Source organism: Nocardioides palaemonis (assembly GCF_018275325.1).
GTDB classification, from domain to species: Bacteria; Actinomycetota; Actinomycetes; order Propionibacteriales; family Nocardioidaceae; genus Nocardioides; species Nocardioides palaemonis.
Genome location: NZ_JAGVQR010000001.1, coordinates 735,685 through 747,928 on the forward strand (window position 1 = coordinate 735,685; position 12,244 = coordinate 747,928).

Genomic DNA, 12,244 nt, shown 5'->3' on the forward strand with positions numbered 1-12,244 from the left:
CATGCGATCTCTCCGTCTCGGGGTCGTCGTCGCGCTCGTGGGGGTCTCGTCGGCCTGCTCCGTGCTCGGCGGCGACGAGGACCAGGACACCGCCGCCGCGCTCGCCGACGAGCTCGCCGCGGCGCTGTCCGACCACACGCTCGGCGACCTGCCGCTGACCGACGAGGCCGACCGGACCGCGTTCGCCGGTCAGGTCGGGCCGCTCGACGAGACCCCGGTGGCGGTCGAGGCGCGCGCGGTGCAGGAGGACGAGGACGGGCGCGCGGCGACCGCGACGCTCGGCTGGGCGTGGGACCTCGGCGGCCCGACGCCGTGGGAGTACGACACCACCGTCGCGCTCGACGGCACCGGTGAGCAGTGGCGGGTGGACTGGTCGAGCGCCTCGCTGGCTCCGGACCTCGCCGACACCGACACCCTCGGGCTGCGCACGATCGCTCCGGCTCGGGGCGACATCACCGGCGCCGACGGCGCGGTGCTGGTCACGGCGCGCCCGGTGCTGCGCTACGGCCTGGACAAGACCAAGGTCGAGGGGGCGCAGGTCGCGCGGAGCGCGCGCCGGATCGCCCGCGTGCTGGAGGTCGACCCCGGGGCGTACGTCGAGCGCGCGGAGGCGATGGGCCCCGACGCGTTCGTCGAGGCGCTGGTGCTGCGCGAGGACGACGCGCTCGAGGTGCTGCCGGAGTTCCGCGAGGTCCCGGGCGCCCTCGCGGTGCGCGACACGCTCCCGCTCGCCCCGACGCGCGAGTTCGCCGCGGCTCTGCTGGGGCGGGTCGGGCCGGCGACGGCCGAGCTCGTCGAGGGGTCCGACGGCCGGATCGTGGCCGGTGACGAGGTCGGGCTGTCCGGGCTGCAGGCCCGCTACGACGAGCAGCTGCGCGGGATGCCCGGGACGGCGGTGGTCGCGCGCGACGACCAGGACGCGCTGCGCACGCTCGTCGAGGTGCCGGCCACCGACGGCGTGGACCTGGCCACCACCCTCGACCCCGACCTGCAGGAGAAGGCCGAGGCCATCCTGGCCGGGACGGGGGAGCAGGCCCCGGCGAGCGCGCTGGTGGCCATCCGCCCCTCCGACGGCGCCGTGCTGGCCGCCGCCAACGGCCCCGGCGCGGCGGGCGCCGACCTCGCGTCGACCGGTCAGTACGCGCCGGGCTCGACCTTCAAGGTCGTCTCCGGGCTCGCTCTGCTCCGCTCGGGGCTCGCGCCCGGCGACACCGTCTCGTGCCCGGCGACGACCGTGGTCGACGGCCGGTCCTTCAAGAACTACGACGACTACCCGTCCTCGGCCCTCGGCGACGTCACCTTCACGCGAGCGATCGCGAACTCCTGCAACACCGCCATGATCGGCAACGCCGACCGCCTCGCGCCCGGCGACCTGACCGCCGCGGCGGCGGCGCTCGGCCTCGGCGTCGACCACGACCTCGGGTTCCCGGTCTACTTCGGGCAGGTGCCTCCGGCCGAGACCGAGACGGGCGCGGCGGCCGACATGATCGGCCAGGGCACCGTGCTGGCGAGCCCGTTCGCGATGGCCACCGTCGCGGCGTCGGTGTCGGCCGGGCGCGCGGTGCTGCCGGTCCTGCTCCCCGCCCACGAGGTCACCCAGATCTCGCCCGAGCGCCCCCTGACCGCCGGCGAGGCGAACCAGCTGCGCGGCCTGATGCGGGCGGTGGTGACGGAGGGCTCGGGCCGGTTCCTGCTCGACGTCGCGGGCACGGTGGGCGCCAAGACCGGCACGGCGGAGTACGGCGAGCCGGACGCGTCGGGTGCGCTGCCGACCCACACCTGGATGATCGCCACGCGGGGCGACCTCGCCGTCGCGGTCTTCGTCGAGACCGGCGAGTCCGGCTCGCAGACCGCCGGGCCGCTGCTGGAGGCGTTCCTGCGCTGAGGGTGTGGCTCAGCGCCGGGAGAGGTAGAGGTAGTACTCCTCGGGCCGGTCCTGCAGCAGCACGTGGTGCGCCTGCTCCTCGGCGTCGCCGAAGACCTCTCGCATCGCGGCGAGCAGCTCCGGCGCCGGGTTCGCCGACCAGACGACGAGGACGCCCCCGTCGCGCAGCACGTCGCGGCAGCGGCGCAGGAACGGGTGCTCGTAGACCGCCTCGTTGGCCTGGTGGACGAGGTAGCCCGGCCCGTTGTCGACGTCGAGCAGGACCAGGTCGTAGGTGGAGCGGGCCTCGGCGACCGCCATCGCGATGTCGGCGTTGACGATGCTCGCGCGGGTGTCGGCGAGCAGGGCCGGGCCGTGCGGGACCGTGCCGTCGCGCATCCACCGGACGAGCGGCTCCTCGATCTCCACGACCACGGCGCGCTCGACGCGGGGATCGGCCAGCACCCGCTGCAGCGTGAACCCCAGGCCGAGCCCACCGATCAGCACGGAGCCGGGCGAGGCGACGGCCTCCAGCGCCTGGGCGGCGAGCTCGATCTCGCTGGTGGTCTCGAGCGTGTCCATCACGAACACGCCGTTGACCCGGAGCTCGAGCACGTCGGCGCCGGTCCCGTTGGTCCGGCGACGCAGCACCACCTCGCCCCGCTCGGTCTCGGCCCGGGCGACCTCCACGGCCTGTGCGTTGTCCACGGACACATCCTGACCGACCGGGCTAGGTTGCCGGCATGCGGTGGCGAGCGGCGGACGGCAGGGTGCTCCAGGGCTGGGTCGGCGGGGCAGACCACGGGCCGCTGGTGGCGGTGCTGCACGGGTGCCCCGACACCCGGCACGTGGCGATGACCGGTGACGGCGCCGCGCGCGAGGTGGGCGTACGGCTGCTCTGCGTCAACCGGCCCGGCTACGGCGCCTCGACGCCGCACGCCTCGACCCACGTGACGGTGGCCGACGACCTCGCCGAGGTGGCCGCCGGCCTGGGGCACGACCGTTTCGCGGTGCTGGGCATGTCGGTCGGGGGCGGGTACGCCGTCGCCTGCGCGGCGCGACACCCCGACCGGGTCTCCGCGCTCGGCCTGGTCTCCGCGCAGCCACCGGGAAGCAGGACCGAGTCGCCTGAGGAGCTGGCCGAGGAGGTCGCGCCGGAGTTCCACGACTGGCGTGCGGCGGTCGGGCCGGACGAGCCCGACGACGAGGTCCTCGCCGCGCGCTGGTGCCGGGGCCTCCCCTCGGCCGACGCTGCTCTGGTCGAGGCACGCGGAGCGACAGCGGTCGCCGCGTCGGTCCGCGAGGCGCTGGCCGACCCGGCCGGCTACCTCCGCGACGCGGCGCTCGTGCTACGCCCGTGGTCCCACCGCCCGCAGGACGTGCGGTGCCCGGTCCGCGTCTGGGCGGGGGAGCTGGACGACCGCAGCAGCCCCGGTGCGCCGGAGCTGGTCGCGGGCATCGACGACGCCGTGGTCCGGGTCTGGCCGGGCACGACCCACCTGGCCGCCCTGGTGGCGCACTGGCCCGAGGTGCTGGCGGCGCTGGCGGACCCCGCCGGCACCGGGCGCGGCTGATCAGGACACGACGACGACGGTGATCGCGGAGTCGGCGCAGCCGGACGCGACGTCGCGCAGCGCCGCGATCTCGGTGGCGTCGGCGGTCAGGCTCCAGCGGATCTTGGCGGCCACCCAGTCCTTGACGTAGCGGCACTGGTTGATCGGCGGCAGCCACTCCGCGACGTCCTGGTCGCCCTTCGAGCGGTTGTAGGACGCGGTGACGCCGACGAGCGTGCGGCTGTCGCCGAGGTCGTTGGCGTAGGCCTGGCGTCGCGCCGACGTCCAGGTGCGGGCCCCGGAGTCCCACGCCTCGGCCAGGGGCACCATGTGGTCGATGTCGAGGGCGGACGCGGACGTCTGCGACGCGCCCTCGTAGTAGGAGTACCAGCGGCCGCCGGTGAGGCTGCAGCCGGACCCGACCGTCGGCGCGTCCTCGGCCTCGGCGATCAGCACCTCGTCGCGGGTGTCGCAGCCGTCGCCGTCCGCGTCGATCCAGTGGTTGAACAGGTCACGCGAGTAGCCCGTGCGGTTCTCGGTGCCGACCGGGATCGCGGAGATGCCCGAGGTGAGGGTGCCGCTCCACGTGCTGTCGGCCCGGGCCGACGTGCTGGAGAACGCCAGCAGGGTGGAGGTGAGCAGGACGGTGGATGCGGAGGTCGCGAGGACCCGCCCGAGAGAGGTCATGGCCGTCATCCTGTGGCGCGCGGACAGCCACCGGAAGGCTCAGGAACGTGCACTGCACACACCTGAGGCAGGTGGGCGTGGTACGCGGGTCAGTGCCCGTGTCAGTGCGCGGTGTCGGCCGAGGCCGGGGCGTCGCAGCCGCTGCTGAAGCCGGCGGCGTCGGCGACCCGCATGACGCAGTCCCCGTCGCCCACGGCGCCACCCGCCAGGGTGGAGTGGCTCCACACCGAGCCGAGGGCGGCGAGCAGGATCGCCACGACGCCCGCGACCCGCAGGCGACGGTGGAGGCGCTCGTCCTCGCGCGCGGCGCGCACGTCGACGGAGGCGTCCGACTGGAGCTCGATCACCGTCATGGGTCCTCCTCGACCGCGGCACGCGCGGGTTGTCCACAGTTTGTCCACTGTTGGTGGACAACGGGAGCGTAAGTCCATGTCCAAGGTTTGTCCAAAGTCGGTGTACCCTTGCGAACGTGTACACCGTCGGACGGACCGCGCAGCTCACCGGAGTGCCTCGGGAGACGCTGCGCAAGTGGGAGCAGCGCTACGGCGTGGTGAGCCCGGTCCGCACCGAGGGCAACTACCGGCTCTACGACGACGAGTCGGTCCGACGCCTCACGGTCATGCGCGACCTGGTCGACTCCGGCTGGTCTCCCAAGGAGGCGGCGCGGCGGGTGCTGCAGGCTCCGGATGCCCCGCCGTCCGCGGTCAGCGACGCCCCCGCTCCACTGGACGAGCTGGCGCGCTGTGCCGAGGCCTTCGACCTCGGCCGCGTGGAGCAGGTGCTCGACGAGGCGTTCGCGCGCTCCGACCTCGACTCGGTCATCGATGACTGGCTGATGCCCTCGCTGGTCCGCCTCGGCGAGGCCTGGCAGCGCGGGCAGGTCACCGTGGCGGGGGAGCACTTCATCAGCGCCGCGGTCCACCGCCGCCTCGCGCACGCCTTCCAGCAGCTGCCGTCGGCGGCGCCGGAGGCCCCGCGCGTCGCGGTCGGCCTCGCCCGCGGCTCGCGCCACGAGCTCGGCGTGCTGTCCTTCGCCGCCGTCCTGCGCAGCCACGGCATCGGCGTGACCTACCTCGGCAGCGACCTCCCGGTGGAGGCGTGGGTCGACATGGTGCGCGCCCTCGACCCCGCCGCCATCGTGATCGGCGTGCCGACCGTGGAGGACCTGCCCGCCGTGCGCGAGGTCGTCACGGCCGTCGCCCGGAGAAGGAGCCTGGTGCTGGTCGGCGGCGCCCACCAGGACCGCGTCGAGGGCGCTGAGCCGCTCGGGCACGCGCCCGGTGCAGGCGCGCGCAGCCTGGCCGTGCGCCTCGCCGGCGCCAGCTGACCGAGCCTCTCAGCCGCGGTGGCGGCGCCACCTGTCACGCATGACCGGTACGCCGATGGCCAGCATGAGCGCCATCAGGAACGGCGCGGTCGCCACGCTCCACCGCTCGAAGGTCGGTGAGGTCCAGCGGACCTCCCCACTGCTGGTGGTCCACACCGTGTCCTCGCCGAGGGGCACGGACGTCTTGCGGCACTTCGTCGTGGTGGTGCGGACCTCGCCCGTCGCGACGACGCGGAACCGCACCTCGTAGCGGACCTTCGGTGCCACGCACGCGTCGCCAGCCGTCGAGTCGAGGACCTCGACCGGCGTCGCCTCGCTCTGCCCGAGCAGGTGCTCGCGCTCGCCCGCGTCGAACGCGAGCACGGCACCGAGCATCACCGCGACGGCCAGCAGCGACCAGGCCAGCATGCGCGCGTAGAGCCGGACGAACGACCGTCCTCGCTCCTCCCCCGAGACCACCCTGTCTACTCGGCCGAGCGGACGCGGATCCCCGACAGCGGCACCGTGGTGGTGCCTGCGGGGTCGGTGAAGAAGTCGTTGCCCTTGTCGTCGACGACGATGAAGGCGGGGAAGTCCTCGACCTCGATCTTCCAGACCGCCTCCATGCCGAGCTCCTCGTACTCCACCACCTCGACGGACCTGATGCAGTCCTGCGCGAGCCGGGCCGCCGGGCCGCCGATCGAGCCGAGGTAGAAGCCGCCGTGGGTGCCGCACGCCTCGGTGACCTGCCTGGAGCGGTTGCCCTTGGCGAGCATCACCATCGAGCCGCCGGCTGCCTGGAACTGCTCGACGTAGGAGTCCATCCGGCCGGCCGTGGTGGGGCCGAACGAGCCCGAGGGCATGCCCTCCGGGGTCTTGGCCGGACCGGCGTAGTAGACCGGGTGGTCCTTGAGGTAGGAGGGCATCTCCTCGCCGGCGTCGAGGCGCTCCTTGATCTTCGCGTGGGCGATGTCGCGCGCGACGACGAGCGGGCCGGTGAGGGAGAGGCGCGTCTTCACCGGGTGCTTCGAGAGCTCGGCGAGGATGTCGGCCATCGGCTGGTTGAGGTCGACGGCGACCACCTCGCCGCCGGCGATGTCCTCGGCCATCCCGGCCTCGGGCATGTAGTGGGCGGGGTCGGTCTCGAGCTGCTCGAGGAAGACGCCCTCGGGCGTGATCTTGCCGAGCGCCTGGCGGTCGGCGGAGCAGGAGACCGCGATCGCGACCGGGCACGACGCGCCGTGGCGGGGGAGCCGCACCACGCGCACGTCGTGGCAGAAGTACTTGCCGCCGAACTGCGCGCCGATGCCGAAGGACTGGGTGAGCTCGAAGACCTTCTCCTCCAGCTCGGTGTCACGGATGCCGTGCGCGGCCATCGAGCCCTCGGTCGGGAGGTCGTCGAGGTAGTGCGCCGAGGCGTACTTCGCGGTCTTGAGCGCGAACTCGGCGCTCGTGCCACCGATGACGATCGCGAGGTGGTAGGGCGGGCAGGCCGCGGTGCCGAGCGAGCGGATCTTCTCGTCGAGGAACTCCATCAGGCGCGTCGGGTTGAGGACGGCCTTGGTCTCCTGGAAGAGGAACGACTTGTTGGCCGAGCCGCCGCCCTTGGCCATGAAGAGGAACTTGTACTCCGGCTGGTCCTTGGCCGGCGTGGAGTAGAGCTCGATCTGCGCCGGGAGGTTGGTGCCGGTGTTCTTCTCCTCGAACGTCGTCAGCGGGGCGAGCTGGGAGTAGCGCAGGTTGAGCCGGGTGTAGGCGTCGTAGACCCCGCGGCTGATCGCCTCGCCGTCGTCGGCACCGGTGAGCACGCCCTCGGACTTCTTGCCCATCACGATCGCGGTGCCGGTGTCCTGGCACATCGGCAGCACGCCGCCGGCCGAGATGTTGACGTTCTTGAGCAGGTCGAGCGCCACGAAGCGGTCGTTGCCCGACGCCTCGGGGTCGTCGATGATCTTCCGCAGCTGCGACAGGTGACCGGGCCGGAGGTAGTGGCTGATGTCGTGCATCGCCTCCTCGGTGAGCCGGCGGATCGCCTCCGGATCGACCTTGAGGAACGTGCGCCCGTCGACCTCGACGGTGGAGACGCCCTCGGTCGTCAGCAGCCGGTAGGGCGTCTCGTCGGCGCCGTTGGAACCGGCGGTCGGGAGGAGGTCGGAGTAGTGGAACTCAGCATCGCTCACGGCGGCTGATGCTACGCCGGGCCCGCGCCCTCGCCCGACTCGCCCTCGAGCTCGCGCCGCTTCCTCTCCCGGGCCAGGCGCCGCTGCTCCTCGGCGCGCTCGCGCACCTTCTTCAGGAATTCCTCGTCCGCGGCCGGGTCGGCCGCCGCGAACCGGCCGGGACGGTCGTACTCGGGGAACGCGGAGGCGCTGCGCTCGTGGGGGGCCGGGCGGCGTGGTGTGCGCTGGGGGCGACCGGCGGCGAGCCACGCGACGGACCCCACGAACGGGAAGAACAGGATCAGCAGGATCCACCAGGTCTTCTGGAGGTGGCGCACCTCGTCGTCGCGGCTGGTGATCGCGTCGACGAGGCAGTAGACCGTCAGCACGAGTGGCAGGACGTAGAACAGCACGATGCGCATGACGAGACCCCCGCAGGTCGGCCCTGCCGGGGCCGCGGACGCCGGGGACGACCCGGCGCGAGCGGGAGCGTAGCGCCCCCGCGACGGGATCCGGTACGAAATCGACGTTCACCGATCGGTTGCTACGAGGTCATCCGGGAGTAGCCTCCGATCCAACGGGACCGATCAGGCTCCGCGCGGCAACCCCACGACTCTCGGCACGTCACCCCCTGGAGGCACTGTGAACACCCGCAAGACACTCGTATCCCTCACCGCGCTCGCGACGCTGATGTCCGTCGCCGCCTGCGCGGCGCCGGAGAAGAAGGCGGACACCACCACCGAGAGCGGGGTCGACGCGGCCACCGCCACCTCGGCCGAGGACTTCGGCGGGATGGACGAGCTGGTCAAGGCCGCCCAGGACGAGGGCGAGCTCAACGTGATCGCGCTGCCGCCGGACTGGGCCAACTACGCCGAGATCATCTCCACGTTCGAGGACAAGTACGACATCGACGTCAACTCCGACCAGCCGGACGCTGCGTCGCAGGACGAGATCAACGCCGCCAACGACCTCAAGGGCACCGACCGCGCCCCCGACGTGTTCGACCTCGGCCAGTCCGTGGCGCTCGCCAACACCGACATGTTCGCCCCCTACAAGGTCGAGACGTTCGACGACATCCCGGCCGACTTCAAGGACGCCGACGGCACGTGGGTCAACGACTACGGCGGCTACATGTCGATCGGCTACGACTCCTCCAAGGTCCCCGACGTGACGTCGGTGCAGGACCTGCTCGGTCCCGACTTCAAGGGCAAGGTCGCGCTCAACGGCGACCCGACCCAGGCCGGCGCGGCCTTCAGCGGCGTGATGATGGCCGCCATCGCCAACGGCGGCTCCGCCGATGACATCGCCCCCGGCGTCGACTTCTTCGCCGAGCTGAAGAAGGCCGGCAACTTCCTCACCGTCGACCCCGACTCCGGCACCATCGAGCAGGGCACCACCCCGGTCGTCATCGACTGGGACTACCTCGGCTCGGCGGCCGCGGCCAACGTCGACACCTGGAAGACCGTCGTCCCGGAGGAGGCCGTCGTGGCCGGCTACTACTTCCAGGCCATCAACGCCGACGCGCCGCACCCGGCCGCCGCGCGCCTGTGGCAGGAGTTCCTCTACAGCGACGAGGGTCAGAACCTCTGGCTCAAGGGCGGCGCCCGGCCGGTCCGCGGCGACCAGATGGCCGAGGACGGCACCATTGACGCCGACCTGTGGGACGCGCTGCCCGAGGTGACCGGCGACCCGGTCATCCCCACCGACGACCAGACCACCACGGCCGGTGAGTACCTGGCGGCCAACTGGTCCAAGGCCATCCGCTGAGCACCACCGCCACCGGCGGTCCGGGGTCGGGTCGACGCAGTGCCGTCGGCCCGGCCCTCGGGCTGCTGCCCTTCCTCGTCTTCGTCCTGGTCTTCCTCGTCGTCCCCACGGTCACCGTGGTGGTCGGGGCCTTCCAGGACGGCGACGGGCGCCCGACGCTCGGCAACCTCGACGCGCTGACCAGCGACGCCGCGCTGTCGGCGCTCAAGGGCTCGCTGGTGCTGTCGGCCACGACGGCGCTGATCGGCGCCGCCCTCGGTGCGCTGCTGGCCTACCTCGTGGTCTCGCTGCCCTCGCAGAGCCTGCTGCGGCGCACCACCCTCGCGATCAGCGGCGTCCTCGCCCAGTTCGGCGGCGTCGTGCTCGCGTTCGCGTGGATCGCGACGATCGGGTCGGTCGGCATCGTGACCAAGGCGATGTCCGACGTCCTCGGCGTCGACATCTACGGCTCGGGGTGGCTCTTCGACCTCCCGGGACTGGTCGTGGTCTACGCCTACTTCCAGATCCCGCTCATGGTGATCGTCTTCGCCCCGGCCTTCGAGGGCCTGCGTCCGCAGTGGCGCGAGGCGGCGGTCAACCTCGGCGCGTCGACGTGGGACTACTGGCGCCACGTGGCCCTGCCGCTGCTGACCCCGGCGTTCCTCGGCGCGCTGCTGCTGCTCTTCGCGAACGCCTTCGCGGCCTACGCCACCGCCGCCGTGCTGGTGAGCCAGGGGCAGCCGATCGTGCCGCTGCTCATCCGGCAGGCGATCACCAGCGAGGTGCTGCTCGGCCAGGCGAACGTCGGCTTCGCGCTCGCGCTGGAGATGATCGTCGTGGTCACCATCGTGATGGTCGCCTACAACCTGCTGCTCAAGCGGACGTCGAGGTGGATGCGATGACCCCCACCCGGACCTTCAAGGTCGTACGCGCGGTCCTGCTGCTCGCCTTCGCGGCGTACTTCTTCGTGCCGCTGATCGCCATGCTCGACTTCTCCACCCAGGCCCGCGGCAGCACCGAGGGGCGCACGTGGGACAACTGGCAGTTCATGGTGACCGACGAGGACCTGCGCTCCTCGATCATCGCCTCCCTGCTGCTCGCGCTGTTCACCGTCGTGCTGATGGTGGCGCTGCTGGTCCCGACGATGGTGTGGGTGCGGCTGCGGGTGCCGCGGGCGCGCGGGCTCGTCGAGTTCCTGTGCCTGCTGCCGCTGACCATCCCGGCCCTGGTGATCGTGGTCGGCATCAGCAACGTCTACTCGTGGGTGACCTACCTGCTCGGCGACTCGCCGCTGGTGCTGACCTTCGCCTACGTCGTGCTGGTCCTCCCGTACTCCTACCGTGCGATCGACGCCGCCCTGTCGGCGATCGACGTGGCCACCCTGGCCGAGGCCGCCCGCTCGCTCGGCGCGGGCTGGTTCACCGTGATCGCACGGATCGTCCTGCCCAACATCACCGGCGGCGTGCTCGGCGCGGCGTTCATCAGCGTGGCGCTGGTGATGGGCGAGTACGTCTTCGCCTCCCTGCTGCACTTCGACACCCTGCCGGTCGCGATGGCGGGCATCTACCGGAGCAACCCGGCGGCCGCGATGGCCGCGGCACTCGCCTCGATGCTGTTCGTGGCGCTGCTGCTGGTGGGCCTCACCTTCCTCAGCCGCGACCGGCACCGGCACGACCAAGGAGCATCCTGATGACCGACGTGACCACCCGCCCCGGCACGGAGCGCGGCCTCGCCGTCGAGCTGACCGACCTCACCCGCGTCTACGGGGCGATGCGAGCGCTCGACGGCCTCACGCTCCACCTCGAGCCCGGCGAGCTGGTCTGCCTCCTCGGCCCGTCCGGCTGCGGCAAGACGACCGCGCTGCGGATCCTCGCCGGCCTCGACCACCCGACGTCCGGCTCCGTGTCGGTCGGCGGCAAGGACCTGACCAAGGTGCCGGCCAACAAGCGCGACATGGGGATGGTCTTCCAGGCCTACAGCCTCTTCCCGCACATGACGGTCGTCGACAACGTCGCGTTCGGGCTCAAGCTGCGCGGCCGCGACGCGGCGAGCCGGCGGGCACGGGCCGGGGACATGCTCGACCTCGTCGGGCTCGGCCAGCACGCCGACCGCTACGCCCACCAGCTCTCCGGCGGGCAGCAGCAGCGCGTCGCCCTCGCGCGGGCACTCGCGGTCGAGCCGTCGGTGCTGCTCCTCGACGAGCCGCTGTCGGCGCTCGACGCCAAGGTCCGGGTCCAGCTGCGCGACGAGATCCGCCGGGTCCAGGTCGAGGTCGGCACCACGACCCTCTTCGTCACCCACGACCAGGAGGAGGCGCTCGCCGTCGCCGACCGCGTGGGTGTGATGAACGCCGGCCGGCTCGAGCAGCTCGCACCGCCGTCGGAGCTCTACTCGGCCCCGGCCACCCAGTTCGTCGGCGAGTTCGTCGGGCTGAGCAACCGGATCCCCGCGCAGGTCGACGGCGCCGAGGCGTCGGTCCTCGGCCAGCGGGTCCCCGTGCTGCCGGGGTCGGCGTCCGGATCGGGCCACGCGCTCGTACGTCCCGAGGCGGTGTCGGTCACCGCCGACGCCGCCGGCCAGGCGACGGTGACGACGGTGATGTTCCTCGGCCCGCTCTCCCGGGTCACCTGTGCCCTGGCCGACGGCACCAGCGTGGTCGCCCAGCTCAACAGCTCCGACGCGCTGCGCCTCGAGCCGGGGATGCGGGTCACCCTCGGCGTCGAGCCGTCGCCGGTGCTGGTGGTCGCCTGACGGATCCGGGGGCCGGTGGGTGCTGCTTCAGCGATCCCCGGCTGACCGGGGATCGCTGAACTTGTCAGGCCGTGCACGCCCTGACAAGTTCAGCGAGAGCCTGACCGACCTGCGCCACGGGTGTGCTCGAGCGTACGTATGTGCGCTCGACGCCCGCCGTGGTCGCCCCCGGCGTACG

General features: G+C 72.5%; 13 protein-coding genes. 7 read left to right on the plus strand and 6 right to left on the minus strand.

Annotation, left to right across the window (positions count from 1 at the left end):
- The first annotated feature begins 1 nt into the window (after position 1).
- Positions 2-1,885 (plus strand): penicillin-binding transpeptidase domain-containing protein, encoded by a 1,884-nt coding sequence (locus KDN32_RS03480; RefSeq protein WP_211730714.1) that lies wholly within the window; start codon positions 2-4, stop codon positions 1,883-1,885.
- Positions 1,886-1,894: 9 nt separating this feature from the next.
- Here the strand turns inward: KDN32_RS03480 and KDN32_RS03485 are convergent, their stop codons facing one another.
- Positions 1,895-2,572: a spermidine synthase gene (locus KDN32_RS03485; RefSeq protein WP_211730715.1), complete on the minus strand. Its 678-nt coding sequence runs from the start codon at positions 2,570-2,572 to the stop codon at positions 1,895-1,897.
- Between the two features lie 35 nt (positions 2,573-2,607).
- On the opposite strand from KDN32_RS03485, the gene KDN32_RS03490 reads away from it, so the two are divergent.
- Positions 2,608-3,438: an alpha/beta fold hydrolase gene (locus KDN32_RS03490; RefSeq protein WP_211730716.1), complete on the plus strand. Its 831-nt coding sequence runs from the start codon at positions 2,608-2,610 to the stop codon at positions 3,436-3,438.
- Here the strand turns inward: KDN32_RS03490 and KDN32_RS03495 are convergent, their stop codons facing one another.
- The gene (locus KDN32_RS03495) at positions 3,439-4,104 is read right to left on the minus strand and encodes an HNH endonuclease family protein (protein ID WP_211730717.1); all 666 of its coding nucleotides are present in this window, start codon (positions 4,102-4,104) and stop codon (positions 3,439-3,441) included.
- A gap of 101 nt (positions 4,105-4,205) precedes the next feature.
- Positions 4,206-4,457, minus strand: coding sequence for a hypothetical protein (locus tag KDN32_RS03500; protein ID WP_211730718.1), 252 nt, complete (start codon positions 4,455-4,457; stop codon positions 4,206-4,208).
- 116 nt (positions 4,458-4,573) lie between these two features.
- Here KDN32_RS03500 and KDN32_RS03505 point away from each other — a divergent pair, with 116 nt between their 5' ends.
- Entirely contained in the window at positions 4,574-5,431 is an 858-nt protein-coding gene (locus KDN32_RS03505; RefSeq protein WP_211730719.1) for a MerR family transcriptional regulator, read from the plus strand.
- A 9-nt stretch (positions 5,432-5,440) separates the two neighbouring features.
- Here KDN32_RS03505 and KDN32_RS03510 read toward each other — a convergent pair whose 3' ends face one another.
- From KDN32_RS03510 to KDN32_RS03520, 3 genes are read right to left on the minus strand one after another with little or no spacing between them, the layout of a single operon-like run.
- A complete protein-coding gene (locus KDN32_RS03510; RefSeq protein ID WP_211730720.1) occupies positions 5,441-5,890 on the minus strand; it encodes a hypothetical protein in 450 nt (149 codons plus the stop codon).
- 5 nt (positions 5,891-5,895) lie between these two features.
- Entirely contained in the window at positions 5,896-7,590 is a 1,695-nt protein-coding gene (locus tag KDN32_RS03515; RefSeq protein WP_211730721.1) for a fumarate hydratase, read from the minus strand.
- 11 nt (positions 7,591-7,601) lie between these two features.
- Complete coding sequence (locus KDN32_RS03520; RefSeq protein ID WP_211730722.1) at positions 7,602-7,991, minus strand: PLD nuclease N-terminal domain-containing protein; 390 nt, start codon at positions 7,989-7,991, stop codon at positions 7,602-7,604.
- Between the two features lie 220 nt (positions 7,992-8,211).
- Here KDN32_RS03520 and KDN32_RS03525 point away from each other — a divergent pair, with 220 nt between their 5' ends.
- The 4 genes from KDN32_RS03525 (at position 8,212) to KDN32_RS03540 (ending at position 12,066) form a co-directional block, all read left to right on the plus strand.
- Positions 8,212-9,336: an ABC transporter substrate-binding protein gene (locus KDN32_RS03525; protein ID WP_211730723.1), complete on the plus strand. Its 1,125-nt coding sequence runs from the start codon at positions 8,212-8,214 to the stop codon at positions 9,334-9,336.
- A 119-nt stretch (positions 9,337-9,455) separates the two neighbouring features.
- Positions 9,456-10,217 (plus strand): ABC transporter permease, encoded by a 762-nt coding sequence (locus tag KDN32_RS23185; RefSeq protein ID WP_211730724.1) that lies wholly within the window; start codon positions 9,456-9,458, stop codon positions 10,215-10,217.
- The gene (locus KDN32_RS03535; RefSeq protein ID WP_211730725.1) at positions 10,214-11,005 is read left to right on the plus strand and encodes an ABC transporter permease; all 792 of its coding nucleotides are present in this window, start codon (positions 10,214-10,216) and stop codon (positions 11,003-11,005) included. The genes KDN32_RS23185 and KDN32_RS03535 overlap by 4 nt, the downstream gene beginning before the upstream one ends.
- Positions 11,005-12,066: an ABC transporter ATP-binding protein gene (locus KDN32_RS03540; RefSeq protein WP_211730726.1), complete on the plus strand. Its 1,062-nt coding sequence runs from the start codon at positions 11,005-11,007 to the stop codon at positions 12,064-12,066. Before KDN32_RS03535 ends, KDN32_RS03540 begins: the two co-directional genes overlap by 1 nt.
- Positions 12,067-12,244 lie beyond the last annotated feature (178 nt).

What these genes read in the sequence shown, in the direction of transcription:
- KDN32_RS03480 (WP_211730714.1), top strand. Translation starts at nt 2, where the DNA reads ATGCGATCTCTCCGTCTCGGGGTCGTCGTCGCGCTCGTGGGGGTCTCG.
- KDN32_RS03490 (WP_211730716.1), top strand. Translation starts at nt 2,608, where the DNA reads ATGCGGTGGCGAGCGGCGGACGGCAGGGTGCTCCAGGGCTGGGTCGGC.
- KDN32_RS03495 (WP_211730717.1), bottom strand. Translation starts at nt 4,104, where the DNA reads ATGACCTCTCTCGGGCGGGTCCTCGCGACCTCCGCATCCACCGTCCTG.
- KDN32_RS03500 (WP_211730718.1), bottom strand. Translation starts at nt 4,457, where the DNA reads ATGACGGTGATCGAGCTCCAGTCGGACGCCTCCGTCGACGTGCGCGCC.
- KDN32_RS03520 (WP_211730722.1), bottom strand. Translation starts at nt 7,991, where the DNA reads ATGCGCATCGTGCTGTTCTACGTCCTGCCACTCGTGCTGACGGTCTAC.
- KDN32_RS03535 (WP_211730725.1), top strand. Translation starts at nt 10,214, where the DNA reads ATGACCCCCACCCGGACCTTCAAGGTCGTACGCGCGGTCCTGCTGCTC.
- KDN32_RS03540 (WP_211730726.1), top strand. Translation starts at nt 11,005, where the DNA reads ATGACCGACGTGACCACCCGCCCCGGCACGGAGCGCGGCCTCGCCGTC.